This is a genomic window from Variovorax sp. GW822-FHT04E09 (assembly GCF_058800845.1).
Map to the genome: position 1 here is coordinate 1,624,507 of NZ_JBXAMR010000001.1, position 23,993 is coordinate 1,648,499.

20 protein-coding genes are annotated in these 23,993 nt (G+C 69.6%); 7 read left to right on the plus strand and 13 right to left on the minus strand.

All coding sequences use genetic code 11. From position 1 onward, the window contains the following. Positions 1-28: 28 nt before the first annotated feature. From AC1RL8_RS07375 to AC1RL8_RS07385, 3 genes are all read left to right on the plus strand, one after another. Positions 29-841 carry an SDR family NAD(P)-dependent oxidoreductase gene (locus tag AC1RL8_RS07375; RefSeq protein ID WP_492684370.1) on the plus strand — a complete coding sequence of 271 codons (813 nt, stop codon included), beginning with the start codon at positions 29-31 and terminating at the stop codon, positions 839-841. Between the two features lie 113 nt (positions 842-954). After that, positions 955-1,668 carry a response regulator transcription factor gene (locus AC1RL8_RS07380; protein ID WP_095948901.1) on the plus strand — a complete coding sequence of 238 codons (714 nt, stop codon included), beginning with the start codon at positions 955-957 and terminating at the stop codon, positions 1,666-1,668. Positions 1,669-1,688: 20 nt separating this feature from the next. Beyond that, positions 1,689-3,509, plus strand: coding sequence for a sensor histidine kinase (locus AC1RL8_RS07385; protein WP_492684371.1), 1,821 nt, complete (start codon positions 1,689-1,691; stop codon positions 3,507-3,509). On the opposite strand, the gene azu is transcribed toward AC1RL8_RS07385, so the two are convergent. The 3 genes from azu to AC1RL8_RS07400 all read right to left on the minus strand — a co-directional run bounded on the left by azu (position 3,502) and on the right by AC1RL8_RS07400 (position 7,386). Further along, the gene (gene azu, locus AC1RL8_RS07390; RefSeq protein ID WP_307589052.1) at positions 3,502-3,954 is read right to left on the minus strand and encodes an azurin; all 453 of its coding nucleotides are present in this window, start codon (positions 3,952-3,954) and stop codon (positions 3,502-3,504) included. The two genes, AC1RL8_RS07385 and azu, sit on opposite strands and share 8 nt — an antisense overlap. 98 nt (positions 3,955-4,052) lie before the next feature. After that, positions 4,053-6,401, minus strand: a complete 2,349-nt coding sequence (locus AC1RL8_RS07395) for a cytochrome P450/oxidoreductase (RefSeq protein WP_492684372.1) — start codon at positions 6,399-6,401, stop codon at positions 4,053-4,055. Between the two features lie 10 nt (positions 6,402-6,411). Then, on the minus strand, positions 6,412-7,386 hold the full coding sequence (locus tag AC1RL8_RS07400) for a Bug family tripartite tricarboxylate transporter substrate binding protein (RefSeq protein WP_492684373.1): 975 nt from the start codon (positions 7,384-7,386) through the stop codon (positions 6,412-6,414). A gap of 113 nt (positions 7,387-7,499) precedes the next feature. On the opposite strand from AC1RL8_RS07400, the gene AC1RL8_RS07405 reads away from it, so the two are divergent. Next, positions 7,500-8,309, plus strand: coding sequence for an IclR family transcriptional regulator (locus tag AC1RL8_RS07405; protein ID WP_095948905.1), 810 nt, complete (start codon positions 7,500-7,502; stop codon positions 8,307-8,309). A 10-nt stretch (positions 8,310-8,319) separates the two neighbouring features. On the opposite strand, the gene AC1RL8_RS07410 is transcribed toward AC1RL8_RS07405, so the two are convergent. Further along, on the minus strand, positions 8,320-9,144 hold the full coding sequence (locus tag AC1RL8_RS07410; protein ID WP_062474913.1) for an undecaprenyl-diphosphate phosphatase: 825 nt from the start codon (positions 9,142-9,144) through the stop codon (positions 8,320-8,322). Between the two features lie 182 nt (positions 9,145-9,326). On the opposite strand from AC1RL8_RS07410, the gene AC1RL8_RS07415 reads away from it, so the two are divergent. Continuing rightward, positions 9,327-10,184: a hypothetical protein gene (locus tag AC1RL8_RS07415; protein WP_492684374.1), complete on the plus strand. Its 858-nt coding sequence runs from the start codon at positions 9,327-9,329 to the stop codon at positions 10,182-10,184. On the opposite strand, the gene AC1RL8_RS07420 is transcribed toward AC1RL8_RS07415, so the two are convergent. Genes AC1RL8_RS07420 through AC1RL8_RS07430 form a run of 3 tightly spaced genes read right to left on the minus strand, consistent with a single transcriptional unit; the run spans position 10,176 to position 13,134 of the window. After that, complete coding sequence (locus AC1RL8_RS07420) at positions 10,176-10,826, minus strand: aspartate/glutamate racemase family protein (RefSeq protein WP_487848314.1); 651 nt, start codon at positions 10,824-10,826, stop codon at positions 10,176-10,178. The genes AC1RL8_RS07415 and AC1RL8_RS07420 overlap by 9 nt on opposite strands. Positions 10,827-10,840: 14 nt before the next feature. Beyond that, the gene (locus AC1RL8_RS07425) at positions 10,841-11,755 is read right to left on the minus strand and encodes a transporter substrate-binding domain-containing protein (RefSeq protein ID WP_492684375.1); all 915 of its coding nucleotides are present in this window, start codon (positions 11,753-11,755) and stop codon (positions 10,841-10,843) included. A gap of 44 nt (positions 11,756-11,799) precedes the next feature. Further along, entirely contained in the window at positions 11,800-13,134 is a 1,335-nt protein-coding gene (locus AC1RL8_RS07430) for an aspartate aminotransferase family protein (RefSeq protein ID WP_492684376.1), read from the minus strand. Between the two features lie 138 nt (positions 13,135-13,272). Between AC1RL8_RS07430 and AC1RL8_RS07435 the strand changes: the two genes are divergently transcribed. Then, complete coding sequence (locus tag AC1RL8_RS07435; RefSeq protein WP_492684377.1) at positions 13,273-14,139, plus strand: MurR/RpiR family transcriptional regulator; 867 nt, start codon at positions 13,273-13,275, stop codon at positions 14,137-14,139. A gap of 9 nt (positions 14,140-14,148) precedes the next feature. Here the strand turns inward: AC1RL8_RS07435 and AC1RL8_RS07440 are convergent, their stop codons facing one another. The 4 genes from AC1RL8_RS07440 to AC1RL8_RS07455 form a co-directional block, all read right to left on the minus strand. Then, positions 14,149-14,880, minus strand: a complete 732-nt coding sequence (locus AC1RL8_RS07440; protein ID WP_083259300.1) for a GntR family transcriptional regulator — start codon at positions 14,878-14,880, stop codon at positions 14,149-14,151. Between the two features lie 164 nt (positions 14,881-15,044). Then, a complete protein-coding gene (locus tag AC1RL8_RS07445) occupies positions 15,045-15,509 on the minus strand; it encodes a (2Fe-2S)-binding protein (protein ID WP_062474886.1) in 465 nt (154 codons plus the stop codon). Positions 15,510-15,537: 28 nt separating this feature from the next. Continuing rightward, on the minus strand, positions 15,538-17,817 hold the full coding sequence (locus AC1RL8_RS07450) for a xanthine dehydrogenase family protein molybdopterin-binding subunit (protein WP_492684378.1): 2,280 nt from the start codon (positions 17,815-17,817) through the stop codon (positions 15,538-15,540). Between the two features lie 51 nt (positions 17,818-17,868). Then, on the minus strand, positions 17,869-18,453 hold the full coding sequence (locus AC1RL8_RS07455; RefSeq protein WP_492684379.1) for a TetR/AcrR family transcriptional regulator: 585 nt from the start codon (positions 18,451-18,453) through the stop codon (positions 17,869-17,871). A gap of 169 nt (positions 18,454-18,622) precedes the next feature. On the opposite strand from AC1RL8_RS07455, the gene AC1RL8_RS07460 reads away from it, so the two are divergent. Beyond that, entirely contained in the window at positions 18,623-18,988 is a 366-nt protein-coding gene (locus AC1RL8_RS07460) for an SPW repeat protein (RefSeq protein WP_062474873.1), read from the plus strand. Positions 18,989-19,119: 131 nt separating this feature from the next. Here AC1RL8_RS07460 and AC1RL8_RS07465 read toward each other — a convergent pair whose 3' ends face one another. After that, complete coding sequence (locus AC1RL8_RS07465; protein ID WP_492684380.1) at positions 19,120-20,619, minus strand: efflux transporter outer membrane subunit; 1,500 nt, start codon at positions 20,617-20,619, stop codon at positions 19,120-19,122. 11 nt (positions 20,620-20,630) lie between these two features. After that, a complete protein-coding gene (locus AC1RL8_RS07470; RefSeq protein ID WP_095948914.1) occupies positions 20,631-23,891 on the minus strand; it encodes an efflux RND transporter permease subunit in 3,261 nt (1,086 codons plus the stop codon). Positions 23,892-23,993: the final 102 nt, after the last annotated feature.

Below are 23,993 nucleotides of genomic sequence, written 5' to 3' on the forward strand. Positions count from 1 at the left end.
TCGCCATTCACGCCAAGGAGAAGCTCTCATGCCCTCGAATGCCCTGTCTTTGAAAGACCGCTGCGCCGTAATCCACGGCGGCAGCGGTGCCCTCGGCGGCGCCGTCGCCCGCGCCTTTGCACGCGAAGGCGCCCGCATGTTCGTCACCGGCCGCAGCCGCGACAAGCTCGACGCGGTGGTGCGAGACATCACCCAAGCCGGCGGCCGCGCGCAGGCCGCGGTGGTCGATGCGCTGGACGAAGCCGCGATGCTGCGCCACGCGGCCGAGGTGGCCGAGCAGGCCGGTGGCATCGACCTCGCGTTCAACGCGGTCGGCGTCTTCCACGTGCAGGGCCGGCCGCTGGCCGAGTTGTCGCTGGAGGACTTCTTCCTCCCCATCCACGCCTACACGCGCAGCAACTTCCTCACCGCCAAGGCCGTGGCACCGCACATGGCGGCGCGTGGCGGCGGCGTGATCCTGTCGGTGTCGACGCCCGCCTCGCGCCTACCCGGCCCCGGGTACCTCGGGCATGCCGTGGCCTGCGCCGGCGTGGAGGGGCTCGCGCGCCACATGGCGGGCGAGCTGGCGGCCTTTCGCATCCGCACGGCCTGCATCCGCTCGCACGCAATTCCCGAGGCGGTGGCCGCGGGCTCGCACAGCGGCGCGGTGTTTCGCCCCGCGGCCGAGCGCATGGGCCTCACGGTCGAGCAGATGCTGGCCGCGCGGCCCGAGGGTCTGCTGGTCGAACGCCTGCCCTCGCTGGAGCAGCTCGCGGGCACCGCGGTGTTCCTGGCCTCGCCGCTGGCCGGGGCCATGACGGGCGCAATAGTCAACCTGAGCGGAGGGGTCATCCTCGATTAGGGTTGTGGTCGCTTTGAATTAACATCAAGATACAAATAGGAACTTTAGAAACAGTCGTTTCATTTAAGAAAAAACGTTGCACCACGTACACCACGGCTCAAAAATGTCGTCCTATGTCTGCCCCTCTCCTGGAAGACGTTGAAGTGGTCTCGCTGAGCCCCGCGCTGGTGGTCGAAGACGATCCGGCGATGCGCGAGCGCCTGGCGTACGTGCTGTCGACGCTCGGTTGCGACGAGCCCCAGATCGCCTGGGCCGACAGCCTGACCTCGGCCCGCTCGCTGCTGGAGCAGCAGCATTTCGGCGTGGCGCTGGTCGACATCGGCCTGCCCGACGGCAGCGGCGTCGACCTGATCGAGTGGATGCACGTGCACCACCGGCTGGTGCCCGCCGTGGTGATCTCGGCCTGGCGCACCGAGGCCGTGATCTTCGCGGCGCTGCGTGCCGGCGCCATCGGCTACCTGCTGAAGGAACGCGACGACCTCGAGCTCAGCATCGCGCTGCGCAGCATCGAGCAAGGCGGCGCGCCGATCGACCCGGCCATCGCGCGCCGCATCCTCGGCTGGGTCGCGACCCAGCTGCCCGGCCTGCCCTCGCCGCCCGACGACCCGTCGCTGACGCCGGCCACCACGCCCGTCATGCTGACGCCGCGCGAGCGCAAAATCCTCGAGCTCGTGTCGCAAGGGATGAGCAACCGCGACATGGCGGAGGCGCTGTCGATCTCCAGACTGACCGTGGAATGCCACACCAAGAACATCTACCGCAAGCTGGCCGTCAACTCGCGCACCGAGGCGGTCTACCAGGGCCGAAGGCAGGGCTTGCTGCGCTGACGGTCTTCGCGGGCCTCGTGATGTGGGCCCTGTGGCTGCTGCTCTCGACGGGCAGCGCACACGCACAAACACCGGTTGTTCCTGAACTTCGCGCCGAAGCCGCACGTGGCACAGGCTGGGACGACACGACCCCGCCCGCCGACGGCTGGACGCCCGTTGCCCTGCCCGACAGCTGGGCCACGCGCTGGCCCGGCTTCGACGGCGTGGTCTGGTACCGGCTGACCTGGGAGCAGCCCGCGCCAGTGACCGAGACCGGGCTGCTGCTGCACTACCTGAACATGGCCGGCGAGGTCTCGCTCAACGGCACGACGATCTGGCGCGACCGCAGCCTGGTCGAGCCGCTCACGCGCGCATGGAACTCGCCGCGCTACTGGCTGCTGGACGCGCCGCAATTGCGCACCGGCACCAACACGCTGCTCGTGCGCGTGTCGGGCCTGTCGGCCTACCAGGCCGGGCTGGGGCCGGTGAGCCTGGGCACGCCCGCGGCCATGCAGGCCGAGTTCGGCCGCGAGCAGCTCATGCGGCGCGACCTGCAGGTGTTCGGCCTGGCGACCAGCGCGGCGGTGTCGGCCTTCTTCGCGGCGTGGTGGCTGCTGCGCCGGCGCGAGACGGCCTACGGCTGGTTCGCCGCGATGTCGGTGCTGTGGCTGCTGTTCGGCTACAACCAGATCGCCACCAGCCCCTGGCCCTTTGCCAGCAACCACAGCTGGCAGGCACTCAACACCTCGCTGCTGCTGTTCTTCAGCGTGTCGTACGGCGTGTTCGTGCTGCGCTTTGCCGGGCGGCGCCTGCCGCGCCTGGAGATCGCGGCGTTCGCGGTGGCGGCCATCGGCGTGCTCGACCTGTGGTTCGCGGGCACCGCCAACCTGCCCACCCACCGCGCGATCTGGACGCTGGTGGGCGGCCTCACGATCATCGTGGTGAACAGCAGCGGCATCTTCCACGCACTGCGCCACCGCGGCAGCCCGATGCGTTCGCTCGCGCCGTTCATGGCGGTGTCGGCGCTCACGGGCGCGCACGACCTGCTGGTGTTCACGCAGGTGATCGACAGCAACATCTACTACACGACCATGTCCTCGTACGTGCTGCTGCTGGGCATGGCGCTGACGCAGGCCGGGCGCTTCGTGCAGAGCCTGCGGCGCATCGAGAACTTCAACACCGAGCTGATCGAGGAAGTGAACGCCGCCAAGGCGGAGCTCGCGTCCACGCTCGCGCAGCAGCACGCGCTGGAGCTCGCGCACGCGCGCATCGGCGAGCGCGTGGCCCTGGTGAGCGACCTGCACGACGGCCTGGGCGGCATGCTGGTGGGCAGCATCGCGACGCTGGAGCGCACGCCCGAGCACCTCAGCGCGCCGCAGTTGCTGGCGATGCTCAAGAGCCTGCGCGACGACCTGCGGCTGATCATCGACGCCACCGGCCGCGACGATGGCGCACGCGCGCTCGGCGAGCTGCTGGCGCCGCTGCGCTACCGCAGCGCGCAGCTGCTGGACGCCAACGGCATCGACTGCCGCTGGAAGGTCTCGGGCATCGACACGCTCGAACTCGCGCCCTCGCAGAGCCTGGACCTGATGCGCTTCCTGCAGGAGGCGCTGACCAACGTGCTCAAGCACAGCGCGGGCCGGCGCGTGGACGTGACGGTGGCGCGCGCGGGAGCCGAACTGCAGCTCAGCGTGCGCGACGACGGCCGGGGGTTTGCAGTGGACGGCGTGAGCGGCGGCGCGGGGCTGCGCAACCTGCGGGCGCGCGCACGCCGCCTGGGCGCGCAGCTGCAGCTGCAGTCGCGCCCCGGCGAAACGCAGGTGGTGCTGCGGATGCCTCTGGGCGGTGCGGCGGCTACTTGACCAGCGCCAGCGTGCCCTTCATGAGCGACGCGTGGCCTGGGAACGAGCAGAACCACGCATAGCTGTCTCCCGCCTTGAGTTTGCTCACGTCGAAGCTCACGGCATCGGTCTCGCCGCCGCCGATGACCTTCGAATGCGCGATGACGCGGGCATCGCCCGGCTTCACGTAGGCCTTGTCCAGCCCCGCGCCGATGCCGTCCGCCGCCACGCCCTGCGCGTCGGCGGCCTTGCTCAGCACCCAGTTGTGGCCCATCGAGGCCTTGGGCAGCTTCCCGACGTGCTTGAGCTTCACGGTGAACTGCTTGCAGCTGGCCGGCACCGCGATGGCGCTCTTGTTGAACTGCATCGCGTCGTTGCCTTCGATCTCGATGTCGCAGGTGGCGGCCAGCACGGGGCCTGCAAGCAGCGCCGTGAAAAGCAGGGCCGCGGTGGTTCTCGTCTTCATCACATGGTTCCTTCGGTGAGGTGCCGATTCGGCACGCCCCACTGTGCGGTGGGCGTGCCGCGAAACACTTGCGATGAATCAATGCGCGGCGAAAAGCCTCAAAGCTCGAGCACCAGCCGGCCTTCGCAGGCACGCGAACAGCAGGCCATCATCTTCGTGTTCGCATCGCGCTCGCTGCGCGTGAGCACCACGTCGCGGTGATCGACCTTGCCGGCCAGCACGCGCACTTCGCACGAACCGCACAGGCCTTCCTCGCAGTCGCTCTGCACATCGACGTTGGCCGCGCGCAGGGCCGTCAGCAAGGTCTGGTCGGGCGGCACGGTGATCACGAGGCCGGAGTCTTTCAGCTCCACCTCGAAGGCATGTTCCTTCGACGGGTCGAGCGTGGCCAGCGTCGATTCGAAGTGCTCCACGCGCAAGGCGCCTTCAGGCCATGCTGCGCAGCAATCCTCCAGCGCTTCGAGCATGCGCAGCGGGCCGCAGGCGTACACCTGCGCACCGGGCACGGGCCTGGCCAGCAGCGCGCGCAGGTCGTTGCGCCGGCCTTCGTCGGCCGCATGCACGTGCAGGCGTTCGCCGTGCAGCGCGGCCAGCTCGTCGACGAAGGCCATGCTCGTGCGGCTGCGGCCGCTGTAGTGCAGTTCGTAGTCCATGCCCAGCGCCTTGGCGCGCCGCGCCATCGCGCTCACGGGCGTGATGCCGATGCCACCGGCGATGAAGATCGCCTTCGGCAGCGACTCGTCGAGCCGGAAGTGATTGCGCGGGCCGCGGATGCGCAGGCGGTCGCCCACCTTCACGTTCGCATGCACCCAGGCCGAACCGCCACGGCCTTCGGGCTCGTGCAGCACGGCGATCTCCAGCGCGTGGGCTTCGTCGGGGTCGCCGCACAGCGAGTACTGGCGCGACAACTCGGGCGAGCCGCATTCCACGTCGATGTGCGAGCCCGGCGTCCAGCGCGGCAGCGGCTTCCCGTCGGGCGACACCAGGCGCAGCCGCACGATGCCGTCGGCCACCGGCGTCACGCGCTCGACCACCACGGGCCGCGCGATGGCGTGCGCTGAAGGCTCGCCGATGCGCACGGGCACCTGCACGTCGCGCAGGCCCGCGTTGGCGCGCTCCGGGTTGGCACGCGGGTCCCACTCGACCCACAGGTGCTCGGGGCCGCGGAACGAGGTGTTGGGCACGTAGCTGAAGCGTTGCTCCGACAGGCGCATGTGCGGCAGGCGGCGCGTGAACTCCTCCAGGAAGATCTGCATCTCCATGCGCGCCAGGTTCTTGCCCATGCACTGGTGCGAGCCGTAGCCGAAGGTCAGGTGGTCGCTGGCGTTGTCGCGGCGGATGTCGAACAGGTCGGCATCGGCGAAGTGACCTTCGTCGTGGTTGGCCGACGAGGTGACGATCAGCAGGCGCGAGCCCGCCGGCAGGTCGACGCCGCCGACCTGCGTGTCTTTGGTGACGAGCCGGCGCCAGGCGGCCACCGAGCCGTTGTGGCGCAGGCACTCTTCCACGGCGTTGGGAATGAGGCCCGGGTCGTCGCACAGCTCCTGCCACACCTGCGGATGCTGCAGCAGCAGCTTCACGGCGTTGGCGGTGGCGTTGGCGGTGGTCTCGTGCGCGGCCACGATGCCGGCCATCATCATCGAGTGCAGGTACGAGTCGGTGACGACCTCGGGGTGCTGCATCTGCTTGCGGATGCCGTACTGCATCCAGCCGGGTGCGTCGGGGTCCTGGCGCATCTTGTCGAGCACCTTGCCGGCGTACTGCCAGAAGTTGCCGACGGCGTGCGCCACGGCGACCTGCTCCTCGGGCTTGGGGCGGCCCCAGGTGTTGACGGTGTGCGCGATGGAATATTTGCGCAGCGTGTCCATGTCTTCCTCGGGCACGCCGAGAAAGTGCAGCGCCACGGTGAGCGGAATCTCCCACAGCATCTGGTCGACGAGGTCGGCGCGGCCGTCGTCGATGAAGCGGTCGACATAGCTGCGCGCGAGTTCGCGCACCAGCGGCTCGTGGTGCTTCAGCGCCTCGGGGGTGAACGGGTCCATGAGCGCGCGGCGGCGCGGCATGTGGGCCGGCTCGTCCTCGTTCACCAGCGTGCGGTTGAGCGCAAAGCCGTAGCTTGCGAGCACGGCGTTGGCTTCTTCGCCCGTGGGCGTGATCTTCTCCAGCGCGTTCGACGGGCTGAAGGTGAGGTTGTCGCGGAACACCGCCTTGATGTCGTCGTAGCGCGTGATCACCCAGTAGCCCAGCTTGGGGCTGTAGAAGATCGGCTCCTGCTCGCGGGCCCAGCGCACGTACTCGGGCGGGTCTTGCTGGTAGCCGTCCTCGAAGGGATCGAACTCGGCGGCGCGCTGGCTCACGGGGCAGCCGGTGGGCGTGCGCTCGGCGGAGAGCGCCCCGTGCGCGACGGGGCAACCGGAGGTGCGCGAAGGCATGGCGGTATCGGACATGGCAGCAGACTCAGTCGAGCGTGATCTTCAGGTCGCGGATCAGCTTGTGCCAGCGCGCGGTCTCGGCCTTGAGCAGCTCGGTGTACTGCGCGGGCGTGTTGCCCACGGGCTCGACGCCGAAGTCGACCATGCGCTTGTTCACCGAGGGCTCGTGGATGGCGGCCACCAGCTGGCGGTTGAGCGTGTTCACCACGTCGGCCGGCGTGGCCGCGGGCACCACCACGCCGACCAGCGCAGCGGCCTCGACGTTCTTGTAGCCGAGCTCGGCGAAGGTGGGCACGTCGGGCAGCTGCGGCAGGCGCGTGGGGTTGGCCACGGCCAGCGCGCGCACCTTGCCGCCCTTGATGAAGCCGGCGCCGGCGGCCATGTCGACCATCATGGCCGGCAGCTGCCCGCCGACCACGTCGGCCAGCGCGGGCGCCGCGCCGCGGTACGGCACGTGGACCATGAAGAGCTTGGCTTCCACCTTCAGCAGTTCCATCGCCAGGTGGTGCGGGCTGCCCGCGCCGGCCGAGGCGTAGTTGATGCCGCCCGGCTTGGCCTTGGCCTGGGCGATGAAGTCCTTGGCGGTGGCAAAGCCCGAGTTGGCGCCAACCACCAGGATCATCGGGAACTTGCCCATCAGCGTGACGGGCGCCAGGTCCTTCGTGGGGCTGTAGCTCAGCGACTTGTACAGCGCCGGGTTGAACACCAGCGTGCCGTTGTCGGCCGAGAGCACGGTGTAGCCGTCGGCCGGGGCGCGCGCGGTTTCGGCGGCGGCCAGCGCGGTGTTGCCGCCGGGCTTGTTGTCCACCAGCACCGGCTGGCCGACCTGCGTCGACAGCGTCTGGGCGACGGTGCGCGCGAGGAAGTCGGAGCCGCCGCCCGCCGCGTAGGGCACGAGCCAGCGGATCGGCTTGGCGGGGAAGGTGGTCTGGGCGCTGGCGGCGGAGGCCAGGGCAGCCAGGGACAGGACCGCAAGGCCGCGGGCGAAGTGCATCTTCATCGGGGTGTCTCCGGGGTGGAAATTGTGTATTGCGTAATTATCATACGCATTGCGTAATCACCAAACCAAGGGTTTACCCGGCCACCGAGGCCGCCACCTAAGATGCCGACGACATGACCTCCCCCGCTGAAGCACCCTCTTCCCCTCCCCGCGAGCGCCGCCAGCGCGTGCAGTCCGCCGAGACCGGCATGGCCGTGCTCAAGGGCCTCGCGCACCTGGGCGGGCGCAGCAGCCTCACGGCCCTGGCCACCCATGTGGGCGAGAGCCCGGCCAAGGTGCATCGCTACCTCGCGAGCCTGATGGAGGAAAGCCTGGTGCGCCAGGACACCGCCTCGCAGCACTACTACCTGGGGCCCGAGGCGATCCAGATCGGCCTGGCCGCCATGCGCCAGGCCGACCCGATCCGCGCGGCCGAGCCCTGCCTGATCCGCCTGCGCGAATCGCTGGAGGTGACCTGCTTCGTCGCGGTGATGGGCAACAAGGGCCCGACCATCGTGCGCTTCGAGGAGCCGGGCCTGCCGGTGACGGTGAACGTGCGCGCCGGCTCGGTGATGTCGATGCTGTGGTCGGCCACCGGGCGCGCCTTCCTGGGCCTGCTCGACGAGTCGCGCGTGGTGGCGCTGGCCGAACAGGAACTGGCCGACGCCACCGAGGACATGCGCGCGCTGCTCGATGCCGACGACCCCATCGGCGCGCTGCGCCGCGAGGTGCAGCAGGCGCACTGCGCCATCGTGCGGGACACCTACCTGCGCGGCATCAGCGCCGTGGCGGCGCCGGTGTACGACTACGCGGGAAGGGTGTGCGCCGTGATCACCGCGCTGGGTGCCACGGGCGGGTTCGACCCGGCTATCGACGGGCCGATCGCCATCGCCGTGCGGCGGGAGGCGAAGGCCGCCGGCGCGCTGCTGGGCGCGGCGGCCTGAGGCTGCTGGGTTATTCCGCCCAGACCACCGCGCCGGTCCACGCCGTGGCCAGCACCACGATGCCGAAGGCGATGCGATACCAGGCGAACGGAATGAAGTTGTGCGTGCTGATGTACTTCAGCAGCCAGCGCACGCACAGCCATGCGCTGATGAACGAGAAGGCCAGGCCCACCGTGAACATCGGAATGTCGGCCACCGACAGCAGCGCGCGCTCCTTGTAGAGGCTGTAGGCGCCCGCACCGATCAGCGTCGGAATGGCCAGGAAGAACGAGAAATCGGTGGCCGCCTGGCGCGACAGGCCCAGCAGCATGCCGCCGATGATGGTCGATCCGCTGCGGCTGGTGCCGGGGATCATCGCGAAGCACTGCACCAGGCCGACCTTGAGCGCGTCCCAGGGTGTCATGTCGTCCACGTGCTCGACGCGCACCGAACCGGGCGGGCGCTTCTCGGCCCACAGGATGATGAAGCCGCCGATGATGAAGGTGCTGGCCACCACGGTCGGGATGAACAGGTGCGCCTTGATCATCTTGCCGAACAGCAGGCCCAGCACCACCGCGGGCAGGAAGCCGATGACGATGTTCAGCGCCAGCCGGCGCGCCTTGGGCTGGCGCGGCAGCGCCACCACGGTCGAATGGATCTTCTGCCAGTAGACCAGGATCACCGCGAAGATCGCGCCGGTCTGGATGGCGATGTCGAACACCTTGGCCTTGGCGTCGTCGAAGCCCAGCAGCGAGCCCGCAAGAATGAGGTGGCCGGTCGACGAGATCGGCAGGAATTCGGTCAGACCCTCCACGATGCCCATGACAGCGGCCTTGACCAGCAAAACGATATCCACGCGTACTCCTTGAAAGAGCGGCAATTATGGCGAGGCCATCGGTCAGGCCCTGTTCAGGCGCCGTTCCGCCGGTGGAACACGAGGCAGCCCGCCCACGGAAATACCTAGTTCAGGTGATGTTCGACCTCGGCGCGTTAATACATATTGATAACAGTTATTCATCTGCGCCCGAAGGAGCATCCATGTCAACGTTCACCACCGGGAGTGAACTCGAGGACTGCGTCGCAGAAGAACGCCCCTCGACGCTCGACGACCATGTCGAAGACCGTCTCAAGAGCCCCTGCCAACTGGAGCGGGAGCAGTGCCACGGCATGCTGCGCGTGGCCGAAGCCACCGGCGCCTCGGCCCACGAGCTGCGCCAGCTGACGCAGCGCCTGGCCGACATCGACCGCTGCGGCGCCAGCGCCTGCATCGTCGCGCAGGGTCATGTGGAGGCCGACCGCATGGCCTCCGGCCTGCAGGCCAACGCCGCCCTGTGCATCGACTTCCGGCTGCTGGAGCCGCTGGGCCCGGCCCATGACAAGAAATGGTTTGCGCGCTGGAAGTTCTGGAGCTTCCTGCTCGGTGCGGCCGGCCCGGTGGCCGCGCTCACGCTGCAGGGCCTGGCGCTGCGCCCGAGCGAGCCGCACGACGCGCACGCCGACCTGGTCGCCAAGTCGCGCAAGGTGCTCGAAAGCTGGCGCCGCACCTCCGACACCCTCTTCTGGCACGCGGTGGAAGACTACGTGCGCCAGCAGGCCTTCTCGCTCGAGACCCAGGCCTACCTGATGCACTGCGTGGCGTCGGTCTTCGCCGCCGACGCGCCCGTGCTGTGCGACGCCGAGCGCGAGCGGCTGGCCGCCGTGCTCACCGACACCTACTGCGACGCGCTCGGCACGGCGGCGACCATGCCCTCGTCGGACATTTACCACCGCCTGGCACAGGGCCTGGAAACCGACAGCGGCAACGCCGGCCCGGGCCGCCCGCTCGCACGCGGCGAGGCGGCGCAGGTGGCGATGACCACGCTGGTCACGGTCGTCGGCAACGGCGGCTCACACTGAAGCTGAAGCACGCCGGCGCAGCGCGCGCACCGCGCTGTCGACCGTCGTCAGCACCGGCAGGCCACTGGCCGCTTCGCAGGCGCCACGCGCCCGCGCCATGCTGAACTGAGCCAGGGCGATGCGCGTGCAGCCGCGCGCACGCAGCGCAGCCGCCTGTTCGGCAATGAGCGCATCGTGGCGCTGCGTGTCGCCCGCATCGAGCGCGGCCAGTGCACCGTCGGCCAGCGCCAGCTCGAGCGCCATGCCCGCAGGAAACTCCGGCGGCATCGATTCCAGCGTGCGCGCGAAAGTCGCGATCAGGCCCAGCCGGCCTTCGCCCTGCACGGCCTCCTCGATCATGGCCTCGTTGGGCTTGAGCACCGGAATGCCCGCGTGCCGCTGCGCCACCGCCTCGATGCACGGCCCAAAGGCCGAGCAGGTGAAGAGGATGCCGCGCGCGCCCGTGTCCACCGCGTACTGCGCCAGGCGCTGGAAGCGCTCGTGCATCGCCGCGTCGAGCCCCTTGCCGTCGCGCGCGAGGTCGGCCGAGAGGCTGTCGTCCAGCAGGTTCATGCGCACGGCCTCGGGCCAGTCGCGTGCGAAGGCTTCGTTGATGGGGGCGACGGAATGCGAGAGCGCGTGGATGAGGGCGATGCGTGTCATGAAGTCAGGTGGGATCAGATGCCCTTGGACGACGGGTTGGCAAAGGCCTCCTTCGTCTCGGCATTGAGCGGGTAGTTGATGTTGATGCCCTTGGGCGGAATCGGCGACATGAACCACTTGCTGTAGAGCTTTTCCATCTCGCCGGACTTCATCATGCCCGACACCACGCGGTCCACCAGCGCCTTGAAGGCCGGGTCGTCCTTGCGGAACATCAGCGACTGGTTCTCGGTGCGCAGGCTCTCGCCGGTGATGACGAAGTCCTTCGGATTGCGCGCGTTGGCGATCTGGCCCGCGAGCAGGATGTCGTCCAGCACGAAGGCCTGCGCGCGGCCGCTCTCGACCAGCAGGAACGAGTCGGTGTGGTCCTTGCCCGAGAGCTGGTTCACCTCGAGGCTGCGGCCCTTGTCGGCCGCACGCAGCAGGCGAAACGACGTGGTGCCTGCGGTGGTAACCACGGTCTTTCCCTGCAGGTCGGCGATGCTCTTGATGCCCGAATCGGCCTTCACCAGGGTGCGCACGTTGTAGCGGAAGATGTCCGGCGAGAAGGCCACCTGCGACTGGCGCTCGACCAGGTTGGTGGTGGAGCCACACTCGATGTCCACCGTGCCGTTCTGCACCAGCGGGATGCGGTTGGCCGAGGTCACGGCCTGGTACTTGATGTCGAGGGCCGGCAGCTTCAGCTCGGTCTTCACCGCGTCGACGATGCGGTTGCAGATCTCGATGCTGTAGCCCACGGGCTTGAGGTTGGCGTCCAGGTACGAGAAGCCGAACGAGGCCTCCCGGTAGCCGAAGGTGATGGCGCCGCTGGCCTTGATCTTGGCGAGCGTGTCGTTGGCGGGCTGCGCCTGCGCGGGGGCGGTCGGTGCCAGGGCGGCAAGGGCCAGCGCGAAGGCGGCGGCGATGGAAAGCGACAGGCGAAGCTGGGGCATGGAACGCTCCTCGGAACGGCGGTTGAAGAAAAGGGGGCGGTGGCTCAGCGCGCGGCGCTGCGCGTGACCGCGTCGACCGAGGCGGCGAGCCGCGCGACGATCTCCTGCAGGTGGTCGCGCGTCGCGATGTACGGCGGCGCCAGCAGCACGTGATCGCCCTGGCGCCCGTCCACCGTGCCGCCGAAGGGGTAGCACAGCAGGCCGCGCGCCATCGCGTCTTTCTTGAGGAGCGCATGGACCTTCAGCGATGGATCGAAGGGCCGCTTGCTCGCGCGGTCGGCCACCAGCTCGACGCCCCAGAAGAAGCCGCGCCCGCGGATGTCGCCCACGTGCGGGTGCTCGCCCAGCGCCTCGGCCAGCATCGCGCCGAAGACAACGCCGTCGTCGCGCACCTTGGCGACCAGGCCGTCACGGCGGATCACCTGCTGCACCGCGAGCGCCGCCGCGCAGGCCATCGGATGGCCCAGGTAGGTGTGGCCGTGCTGGAAGAAGCCGCTGCCCTTGGACATGGCCTCGACGATGCGGCGCTGCGCCAGCACCGCGCCGATCGGCTGGTAGCCGCCGCCCAGGCCCTTGGCGATGGTCATCAGGTCGGGCACCACGCCCTCCTGCTCGCAGGCGTGCAGCGAGCCGGTGCGCCCCATGCCGCACATCACCTCGTCGAGGATCAGCAGCACGCCGTACTTGTCGCACACGGCGCGCACGGCCTTGAAGTAGCCCGGCACCGGCGTGAGCACGCCGGCGGTGGCGCCGCCCACGGTCTCGGCCACGAAGGCGATCACGCGGTCAGCGCCCTGCGCGACGATGGCCGCTTCGAGCTCATCTGCCAGGCGCAGGCCGTACTGCTCGGCGCTTTCACCTTCGCGCTGCTCGCGGTACGGGTAGCACGGCGCGACGTGCGTGGCCGGCACGAGGATGGGCGCGAAGGGCTCGCGCCGCCAGGCGTTGCCGCCCACCGCGAGCGCGCCCAGCGTGTTGCCGTGGTAGCTCTGGCGGCGCGCGATGAAGTGCGTGCGCTGCGGCTGGCCGATTTCCACGAAGTACTGGCGCGCCATCTTCAGCGCCGACTCCACGGCCTCCGAGCCACCGCTCACGAGGTACACGTGGCTCATGCCTTCGGGGGCAGACCCGATGAGCTCGTCAGCCAGTTGCTCGGCCACCTCGCTCGTGAAGAAGCTGGTGTGGGCGTAGGCCAGTGTGTCGATCTGCTCGTGCATGGCCGCCATCACCTCGGGATGGCCGTGGCCGAGCGAAGACACGGCCGCGCCGCCCGAGGCATCGAGGTATTCGCGCCCTTCGGCGTCGCGGATGAACATGCCCTGCGCGCTGGCGGCAACGGGCGGAGTCTGGCGAAGGTGGCGGTGGAAGACGTGCGTCATGGCGAGGGAAAAGCGGGGCCTGTGTTTGGAACTAACGTTTCGTACGAATTATTATTTGGAACATTTGTTCCGTCAACTCCCGGGATTTCCCTGCTCCGGTACATTCGTTCCAGACACCGCACGAAAAGAGACACCGCCATGGGCGCCAAAGAACAGATCCGCCAACGCTTCAACGACCTGAGCCCTGCCCTGCAGCAGGTCGCGCGCTACGTGCTCGACCACCCCAACGAGGTGGTCACAGGCTCGATGCGCAACGTCGGCACGCGCGCACAGAGCACGCCGGCCACGCTGGTGCGCTTCGCGCAGCACCTGGGCTTCGAAGGCTGGCCGCAGCTGAAGGAGGCCTTCGCCGCCGACATGGGCCTGGGCACCGAGACCTACGGCGGGCGCGCCAAGCAGCTGGTGGGCCGCGTCGCCGACCAGGGCCTGGCGGGCGAGATGTTCGAGGTGCAGCGGCGCAACCTGGAGCTCACGCACCAACAGAGCGGGCCGGCGCTGCTCAAGGCCTGCGCGCTGCTGGAGAAGGCGCCGGCCGTGCACGCGGCGGGCTTTCGCGCCTGCTTTCCGATCGCCTTCTCGTTCGTGTACGTGTACCGGCTCTTTCGCACCAGCGTGCACCTGGTGGACGGCCAGGGCGGCTCGCTCGAGATGCAGCAACGCGCCTTCGCCAAGGGCGACGCACTGGTGGTTGCGAGCTTTGCGCCCTACTCGCGCGAAGCCTTGCAGGTGGCCGAGGCGGCGAAGGCGGCCGGTTGCCGCATCGTGGCGATCACCGACAGCGTGACCTCGCCGCTGTCGCTGCTGGCGGACGAGACGCTGCTCTTCACCATCCACAGCCCCTCGTTCTTCCCGTCGGTGGCGGCCGGCGTGGCCGTGACGGAAGCGTTGGTCGAACTGCTGGCGAGCCGCGCGGGCAAGCCGGTGATCCGGCGCATCGACCAGGCCGAGGCCCAGCTGTTCGAGTCGGGGGCCTACCTCATGGCGCCCGTGGCGCGGGGCGGCTGAGAGACGGAATCAAGCCAGTGCGCGGGTGCGGCCGGCGCTCTGGCGCAGGTAGAGCACCAGCAGGTCGCGGTTGGCGTTGATGTGCTCGCGCATGGCGGCTTCGGCGCCCGAGGCCTCCTGACGACCCAGCGCCTCGACGATGCAGCGGTGCTCTTCGAGCGCCTGCAGGGCCTGGCTGTGGCGGTACAGCAGCATCGCGGCATCGTGCCTGTGCGGGCGCGAGCGGCTGTCGAAGATCACCGGTAGCTGGCAGGCGCGCTGCACGGCCTCGCTGAGCCAGCGGTTGTCGGCCAGCGACAGCAACTTGTGGTGGAACGCCTGGTTCAGGTCCTGCCACTGGTCGGCCCGCTCGTCGGTCCATTCGCCGCTGTCGTGCAGCAGCGCATGCTGCTCGTCGACCATGGCCGTCAGTTCGGCCAGCGCCTCGTCGTCCAGGCCGCGCTCGCTGAGCAGGCGGCAGCCCATGCCTTCGAGCGTGGCGCGCACGCTGAAGGCGTCGAACACGTCCTTGGCGTCGAAACGGCGCACCTGGAAACCCCGCTGCGGGTGGTAGACCAGCAACCCCTCGTCGGCCAGCCGCGCCATGGCGCCACGCACAGGGGTGCGCGACACGCCAAGCTCGTTGGCGAGCGAAATCTCCATCAGGTGGGCGCCGGGGGCGATCGCACCGTCGAAGATGCGGGTGCGCAGCGTGTCGGCCACGGACAGAACGCGCGTCCGCGAGGGATCTGGGGGGGTCATCGAAAGTCGGAAACAGGGGACGGCCGGAAGCGGGCCGCGCGGATGGTACGGCGGCGTATCGAAGCTTCATATCCCCAATTTCCGTAAAAATACCGTTCTGGCGACTTTTTCGAGAATTACGGAAAAATTATTAACTTCTGTAAACAACCACCCCGGTTTCTGCGTTACCGCCCCGCTGTTTCTGCCGCCAGGTGGATCGCGGCGCGAATCCGGGGGTAGGTGCCGCAGCGGCAGATATTGCCGCGCATGGCGTCCGAGACCTGGTCGTCGCTGGGTTTGGGCGTGGCTTTGAGCAGCGCGCAGGCCGACATCAGCTGGCCGCTCTGGCAGTAGCCGCACTGCACCACGTCGACCTCGGTCCAGGCCGCGCGCAGGGCGTCGGCCTCCCGGCCCTTCAGGCCCTCGATGGTGGTGACTTCGCGCCCGGCCACGGCCTCCAGCGGGGTGACGCAGGAGCGCACGGCCTGGCCGTCCAGGTGCACGGTGCAGGCGCCGCACAGCGCCTTGCCGCAGCCGAACTTGGTGCCGACGAGCTTCATTTCGCCGCGCAGCACCCACAACAGCGGGGTGTCGGGCTCGGCGCTCACGGTGGCGGTCTGGCCGTTGATCTTCAGCGTGGTGGTGGTCATGGGGTGTCTTTCTTGCTGTTCTCGGGGGTCAGGCCAGCCGCAGAGGCAGGCTGCGCAGGCGCTGGCCGGTCAGCGCGAACACGGCGTTGGCCACGGCGGGCGCGATGGGCGGCGTGCCCGGCTCGCCCACGCCGCCGGGCGGCACCTCGGCGCCGGTGCCGGCGAGGATGTCGACCTCGATGGCCGGGCACTCGTCGATGCGCAGCGGCGTGTAGTCGTGGAAGTTGCTCTGCTGCACCTGGCCGCGCGCCACCGTGATCTCGCCGCGCAGCGCGGCCGACAGGCCGAACACGATGCCGCCTTCCATCTGCTGGCGGATGAGGTTCGGGTTGACCGGCAGGCCGCAGTCGATCACGCACACCACGCGGTGCACGCGGATCTGCCGCTCGGGCGTCACCGACACCTCGGCCACCTGCGCCACGATGCTGCCGAAGGCCCGGTGAATCGCCACGCCGCGCGCGCGCTTCGTACCGTCGGGTCCGTCGGCCAGCGGCTCGCCCCACTTCGAGAGTTCGGCCACGCGCTTCAGCACCGCCAGGTGGCGCGCATCCTTGGCAAGCAGGCCGGCGCGGAAAGCCACCGGGTCCTTGCCGGCGGCCACGGCGCATTCGTCGATGAAGCTCTCGACGAAGAAGCCGTTCTGCGAATGCGCCACCGAGCGCCAGATGCCGGTGGTGACGGCCGACTCCACCGGCACGTGCGCCACGCGGGCCTGTGGGAAGTCGTAGGCGGTGTTCCAGGCGCCGTCGGTCGAGTTGTCCATGAACGACGGCGCACCCAGGCTGGAGCCGGCGCTGGTGGTCTGCCACGCCACCAGCGCGCCCGCCGCGTCGAAGCCGGCCTTGCACAGCGCCACGTAGGCGGGCCGGTAGAAGTCGTGCGTCATGTCTTCCTCGCGCGACCAGATCAGCTGCACCGGCGCGCCGCCGGCCTCGCGCGCGAGCTGCGCGGCCTGCACCAGGAAGTCGATGAAGTAGCGCCGCCCGAAGCCGCCGCCCAGGTAGGTCACGTGCAGCGTGACCTTCTCGGCATCGATGCCCAGCGCCTTGGCGACCGCGGCGCGCGCAAAGCCCGGCGCCTGCGTGGGCGCCCAGACGGTGGCGGCGCCGTCCTTGAACTGCACGGTGCAGTTCATCGGCTCCATGGTGGCGTGCGCCAGGAAGGGCACGCGGTACTCGACCTCGATCGTGCGCGCGGCGGACTTCAACGCCGCCGCCACGCCGCCGGTGTCCAGGCGCGCATTGCCCGCGTCGGCGTCGAGCGTGCGCGCGAGGCGGTCGATCATCTCGGCGCTCGACAGGCTCGCGGCGGAGCCGTGGTCCCATTCGATGTCGACCTGCTTCAGCGCGCGCATCGCGTGGTACGGCGTGTCGGCGATCACGGCCACGCCGCCCGCCGTGCTGCCGGTGCCGACAAGGCTCGCGGCCACCGGTTCCAGCGCCATCACCTTGCGCACGCCGGGCAGCGCCTCGGCGGCCTTCGCGTCGAAGCGCGCGACGCGGCCGGCCAGCGTCGGGCACATGGCGATGCTGGCGTACAGCAGGCCCGGCGGCAGCACGTCGATGCCGTAGGTGGCGGTGCCATTGAGCTTGCCGGCGTTGTCGATGCGCCGCTGCGGCTGGCCGATGACGCGGAAGTCGGCTTGCGCCTTGAGCTTTACCGCCGTGGGCAGCGGCTGCTGCGCGGCCTTCGCGGCCAGCTCACCGAAGCGCGCGCTGCGGTTGGAGGCCGGGTGCAGCACGCGGCCGGCCTCGGTGCGGCATTCGCTGGCGGGCACCTGCCACTGCGCCGCCGCCGCGCCCACCAGCATGAGCCGCGCCGACGCGCCGGCCTCGCGCACCGGGCCCCACTGGTCGGTGACGCTCGACGAGCCGCCCGTGCCCGAGAGCCCCGGGATCGTGCGCAGCAGCTTGCCCACGACCTGGTGCGCCGCGCGCTTGCCGAAGCCCTCGTCGCCGGGCTTGAAGGGCAGCGCGTCGAGGATCATGGCCTGGTTGTTGTAGATGGCGTCGAAGCCGGCCTGCTCGAGCCGCACCTGCGACACCGCGGCGTCCATCTCCTCGGCCAGCAGCATCGCCAGGCCGGTGTGGGTGCCCTGCCCCATTTCCGACTGCGTCATCACCAGCGTGACGGTGTCGTCGCTGCCCACCTTGACCCAGCCGTTGAGCGCGACCTGCCCGTTGCCCGCCGGCAGCGGCGCGCCGGGCACGAGGCGCGAAGCCGCCGGCGTGGCGGCCCAGCCGACGACCAGGGCGCCGGCGGCGCCGAGGGTGCCGAGCACGAAGTGGCGGCGTTTGAGTGTGGGCATGGCGGGGTCTTTCTTCGGTGGGGGTCTTGTCGTTCAGAGGTGCGGTCGTCGTCAGGGCGGCACGGCGATGCCTTGCCAGAAGATCTCGAAGCCGGCTTCGGCGTAGTCGAAGGCCGGCTCGGCGTCGCCGGCCTGCGCGATGTAGCCGACGGTGGTCTCGGCCATCGCCGTGAGCATCGCGCCCAGGAATTCCATCGGCCGCTCGACGACCAGCCCGCGCCGCATGCACTCCTGCGCCACCGCCTCCAGCCGCGCGAACGGCGCCATGCCGGCGGCGCGGCTCTCGTCGCTCAGTTCGTCGGACACCTTGAGCTGCGCCAGCACGCGCAGCTTGCCGGGGTGCGCCACGCCCCAGCGCACGTAGCGGTCCCAGATGTGGCGGAACTGGGTGCGCGGGTCGGCCGCTTCGGGCCAGTCGGCCAGCATCACGCCGGCCAGCTCGGTCTTCAGCGCGCGGTACAGCGCGTCGGTCAGCAGCGCCTTGCTCGCGAAGTAGGTGAACAACGTGCCCTCGGCCACGCCCGCGGTGCGCGAGATCGCCGAGGTCGGCGTGGCCCACACGCCGCGCCGGCCGAACTCGACCAGCGCGGCCTCGAGGATGGCGTTGTGCTTGTCGACACTGCGGGGGCGGGCCATGCGCGGGCGGTCTCCATCGTTCGTTTAATTGAGTGCGCACTCAAGTATAGGAACGCGGCGCCGATCCGCAAGCCCCGCGCGGCCCGCGCCATGCCGCATGGCGGAACCACGGCGCGGCGCGGCAGTCCAACCAGTGTCGTGGCGTCGTGCTGCGACAGGAGGTACGACCATGAAGCATGTGAAGCATTGGCAGGACCCCGTCAACGCCGTCGCCGGCGTGTGGCTGATCGTCTCGCCATGGGTACTGGGCTTTCAGGGCAATTCGCTCGCCATGTGGACCATGGTGGCGACCGGCATCGTGCTGGGCGCCGTGGCCTTGGGCGCGACCTTCGTGCCGCACCAGTGGGAAGAGTGGACCGAAGTGGCGCTGGCAGCCTGGCTGGCGGTGTCGCCCTGGTTGCTCGACTTCCGCATGGTCGAGCCGGCGCTGGTCAATGCAGTCCTCGTGGCTGCGGTGATCATGGTGCTCGCCCTCTGGGTCCTGGTGACAGACAAGGACTACCTGGGCGAGGCCCTCGACCGACCAGCGCACTGATGGGGAGAGAGCGATCCTGTGAGCGCCGAGCGGTGACCACCGCCGCGAAGCGACGACGCCCGGTCCGGTGTTCGCGCCGGTCGGGCCGACGGGCCAGGCAGGTTCCCATGCCCGCCCGCAACACCCGCCCCTTACGGTGTGCGGGAAGCGGCGCTGTTGTTTGAAGTGCTGTTGCCGGCCGGACGGGTCGCCCCCATCCAGTCGGCCTGCCAACCACCGCCCATGGCCTGGATCAGCGCGATTGCCGCGGCCTGGCGATTGACCTGAAGCTGCACGAGCGCGCGCCGCGCGCTCAGTGCGGCGGCCTGCGCCTGCACCACGTCGGTGTAGCTCACCTGCCCCGCGCGATACCGGTTGAGCAGTTGCTGCTCGGTCTTGTCGGCCGCTGCCGTGGCCTCGCGGCGCAAGCCTTCCTGCTGCGCCAGCGTGGCGCCGGTGGTCAGCTGATCTTCCACGGCCTGGAACGCGGCCAGCACGGTCTGCCGGTAGCGCGCCACGCTGGCCTCGTGGCCGGCCTTGGCGGCATCGACGCTGGCGCTGATGGCGCCCGCATCGAACACCACCTGCGCCACCGACAGGCCCAGCCCCCACAGCGTGTTGGCCGCGCCGAAGAGGTCTCTCACGCGGCTGGCGTTGCTGCCGACCGAGGCCGTGAGCGAGATGTTCGGGTAGTAGGCCGAGCGCGCCACGCCGATCTGCGCATTGGCCGCGGCCACCGCGCGCTCCGCCGCCGCGATGTCGGGCCGGCGCTGCAGCAGCGTCGAGGGCACGCCGGTCGGCACGCCGGGCACCGTGGGCGTCCAGCGCGCGGGCGGCAGGCTGAAGTCGGCCGGCGCCACGCCCACCAACATCGCGATGGCGTGCTCCAGGGTGGCGCGCGTGCGCTGCAGGCCCACGCGGTCGGCCTTGGCGTTCACCAGCTGGGTCTGCGCCTGCAGCACGTCGGTCTGCGCGGCAATGCCGGCGGCGTAGCGGTTGCTCGTGATCTCGAAGGCGCGCTGGTAGCCGAGGATGGTTTCGTCGAGCAGCACGATCTCGGCGTCGGCCTCGCGCAGCGAGAAGTAGTTGGTGGCCAGGTCGCCGACGGCCGACAGCCGCGCCGAGGCCAGGTCTGCCTCGCTGGCCTGGGCGTTGGCCTGCGCGCTGTTCACGGCCTCGCGCAGGCGGCCCCACACGTCGGGCGTCCAGCTCGCGCCCAGCGTGGCGCCGAAGGTGTTCGACGGGCTGGCCGAGGCGTTGCCGCCCACCGTGCCCGAGCGCTTGCCGCTGCCGTCGAAGGACACCGACGGGAACAGCCCCGCGCGCTGCTCGCGCACCAGCGCCTGCGCCTGCGTGTAGCTGGCGACGGCGGCAGCGATGTTCTGGTTCGACACCTGCACGCGCGCCGCGAGTTCGTCGAGCGTGGCGTCGCCGAAGAGCTTCCACCACTCGCCGCGGTCGAGCGCGTCGGCCGGCGCGGCGGGCAGCCAGCCGTCGGCGGCGGGCTGCTCCTTCCAGCCGGCCGATGCCGCCGACTCGGGCACCTTGTAGGCCGGGCCCACGGCGCAGCCGGCGAGCACGGCGGCCAGCGCGAGCGTGCTCAGCGCGAAGAAACGGCGTGAAGAACCGAAGGAAGAAATGGAGGCATTCATGGTCATGGGTCTCAGGCGGCCGGCGCGCGGCTCAGCGCGTGTTCGTTCTTGCCGCGGCGGCGCAGCTTGTCCAGCAGCAGGTACACCACCGGCGTGGTGAGCAGCGTCAGCAGCTGGCTCGCGATGAGCCCGCCGATGATCGCCACGCCCAGCGGCCGGCGCAGCTCGGCGCCCTCGCCGAAGCCGATGGCCAGCGGCAGCGCACCGAGCGCGGCGGCCAGCGTGGTCATCAGGATGGGGCGGAAACGCAGCAGGCAGGCCTCGCGCACCGCCTCGAGCGGACTCAGGCCGCGCGAGCGCTCGGCCTCCAGTGCGAAGTCGATGATCAAAATGGCGTTCTTCTTCACGATGCCGATCAGCAGGAACACGCCGATCAGCGCGATGATGGAAAACTCCATGCGGAACATCAAGAGCGCCAGCACCGCGCCCACGCCGGCCGAGGGCAGCGTCGACAGCACCGTCACCGGATGCACCAGGCTCTCGTACAGGATGCCCAGCACGATGTAGATCACCACCAGCGCCGCCACGATCAGCATCGCCTGCTGCCCCTGCGACTGCTGCGCGCTCAGCGCGGTGCCGGCAAAGGCGCCGCGCACGTTGGTCGGCATGGCAATGTTGGCCTCGGCCTTGGCGATGGCCTCGCGCGCGTCGCCGAGGTTGGCGCCCTCGGCCAGGTTGAACGAGATGGTGGTGGCCAGCTCGCCGTCCTCATGGCTCACCGACGTGGCCACCGACTGCTCCTCGAACTTCGCCACCGCCGACAGCGGCACCAGCGCGGTGGCCGTGTTGCTCAGCACGTTGCCGGTCGAGGCGTTGCGCGAGCCGGCGTTGGCCGACACCGGCACCGTCGCGGCGGCGGCGCTGGCGGAGGCCGTCGTGCCACCCGTGGACGTCGTGGCCGCCACCTGCGTGGTCACCGCCTGCCCCGCGACCACCGAGGTCTTGGTGGCCGGCACGTACACGTCGCGCAGCGCGTTCGGGCTGCGCGTGTAGCCCGGCGCCCATTCCATCACCACGTGGTACTGGTTGAGCTCGGTGTAGATGGTGGCCACCTGCCGCTGGCCGAAGGCGTTGTACAGCGCGTTGTCGATGGCGGTGGAGGTGAGCCCCAGCCGCCGTGCGCTGTCGCGGTCGACCTTGGCCACCGTCTCCACGCCGTTCTGGTCCTGGTCGGTGTCGATGTCGGTCAGCGTGGGCTGCTGCTTCATCTCGTCGGCCAGCTTCACGGCCCAGGTGCGCAGGTCGGACAGGCTGTCGCTCTTGAGTGTGTACTGGTAGGTGGAGTTGCTGGAGCGCCCGCCCGATCGCACGTCCTGCACCGGGCCGAGGAACACGCGCAGCCCCGTCACCTGCGCCAGCTGCGGGCGCAGCCGCGCGATCACGGCGAGGCCGCTGTCCTTGCGCTGGCTGGCCGGCTTCAGGTTGACGAACATGAAGCCGCCGCCCGCGCGCCCGCCGCCCGTGAAGCCCACCACGGTGTCGACCGCCTCGTCCTTGCGGATGATGTCGACCACCTCGCGCAGCTTGGCGCCCATGGCCTGCGACGAAATGCTCTGGTCGGCGCGCAGGCCGCCGTTGAGCTGGCCGCTGTCCTGCTGCGGGAAGAAGCCCTTGGGCGCCGCGCTGAACAGGTAGACATTGAGCCCCACCACCGCCAGCAGCACGACCATGACGATCGCCTTGCTGTCCAGCGCCCAGTCGAGTGCGCTCTCGTAGCGCTTGAGCATCCAGTCGTAGCTGCGCGCCGCCGCGCGGCCGAAGCGGCCCTGCGGCTTGTTCTTGTCGTGCTCGCCGCCCGGCTTGAGCATCCACGCGCACATCATCGGCGTGGTGGTGAGCGAGATGACCAGCGAGATCAGCACCGCCGCCGACAGCGTGACCGCGAACTCGCGGAACAGCCGCCCCACCTGCCCGCCCATGAACAGCAGCGGAATGAACACCGCCACCAGCGACACGCTGATCGACAGCACCGTAAAACCGACTTCCTGCGCGCCGAGCAGCGCCGCCTTCATGCGCGACATGCCCGACTCGATGTGGCGGCTGGTGTTCTCCAGCACCACGATCGCGTCGTCCACCACGAAGCCCGTGGCCACGGTGAGCGCCATCAGGCTCAGGTTGTTGAGGCTGAAGCCCAGCAGGTGCATGACCCCGAACGTGCCCAGCAGCGCCACCACCGTGGCCACCGCCGGTACCACCGTCGCGCGCACGCTGCGCAGGAAGAGGCTGACCACCAGCACCACCAGCAGCACCGCGATGACCAGCGTCATCTCCACCTCGCGCAGCGAGCTGCGGATGGAGTTGGTGCTGTCCGAGGCGACCTGCAGCGTCACGTCCGGCGGCAGCTGCGCCTGCAGTTCGGGCAGCAGCGCGCGCACGTTGTCGACGGTCTCGATGATGTTGGCCGAGGGCTGGCGCGTGATCAGCACGATGATCGCCGGCTCGCCGTTGAACAGGCCCAGCGTGCGCGTGTCTTCCACGCCGTCGATCACGTCGGCGACCTCGCGCAGCCGCACCGCCGCGCCGTTGCGCCAAGCCACGACCATCGAGGCGTAGTCGCTTGCGCGCAGCGCCGGGGTCTGTGTGTAGATCTGCAGCTTGCGGCCTTCGCCCTGGACCATGCCCTTGGGACGGTTCGCATTCGACGCCTGGATGGCGGCGCGCACGTCTTCGGTGCTGATGCCGTAGCGGTTGAGGGCGAAGGGGAGCAGCTCGATCCGTACCGCGGGGAGCGAGCCGCCGCCGATCTCTACGTCGCCTACGCCGTCTACTTGCGACAGGCGCTGGCTGACGATGTTGGAGACGGCGTCGTAGATTTGGCCTGGGGTCTTTGTCTTGGACGTGAGGGCCAGGATGATGACTGGCGACGCAGCCGGGTTGGCTTTGCGGTAGGTGGGGTTGCTTCTTAGCGTGGCGGGCAGGTCTACGCGGCTGGCGTTGATGGCGGCCTGGACTTCTCTGGCGGCGCCGTCGATGTTGCGGCTGAGGTCGAATTGCAGCGTGACTCGGGAGGAGCCTACGGAGCTGGTGGACGTCATTTCGTTGACGCCTGCGATCGTTCCCAGGTGTCTTTCCAATGGCGTGGCGACGCTGGTTGCCATCGTCTCTGGGCTTGCTCCCGGGATCGAGGCTCTTACTGAGATGACTGGGTAGTCGACCTGAGGGAGGGGGGAGACTGGGAGGACGAAGAACGCTGCAATTCCTGCCAGGGCGATGCCTATGGTCAGGAGGACTGTGCCTATGGGGCGGCGGACGAAGGGGCGCGACAGGTTCATCGCAGTGCCTCGTTTTGCTTCCCGAGGCCGGGTCTCGGCCCGGCGGCCGACCTACTTTTCTTTGCTTCGCCAAAGAAACGTAGGCAAAAGAAAGGCGACCCT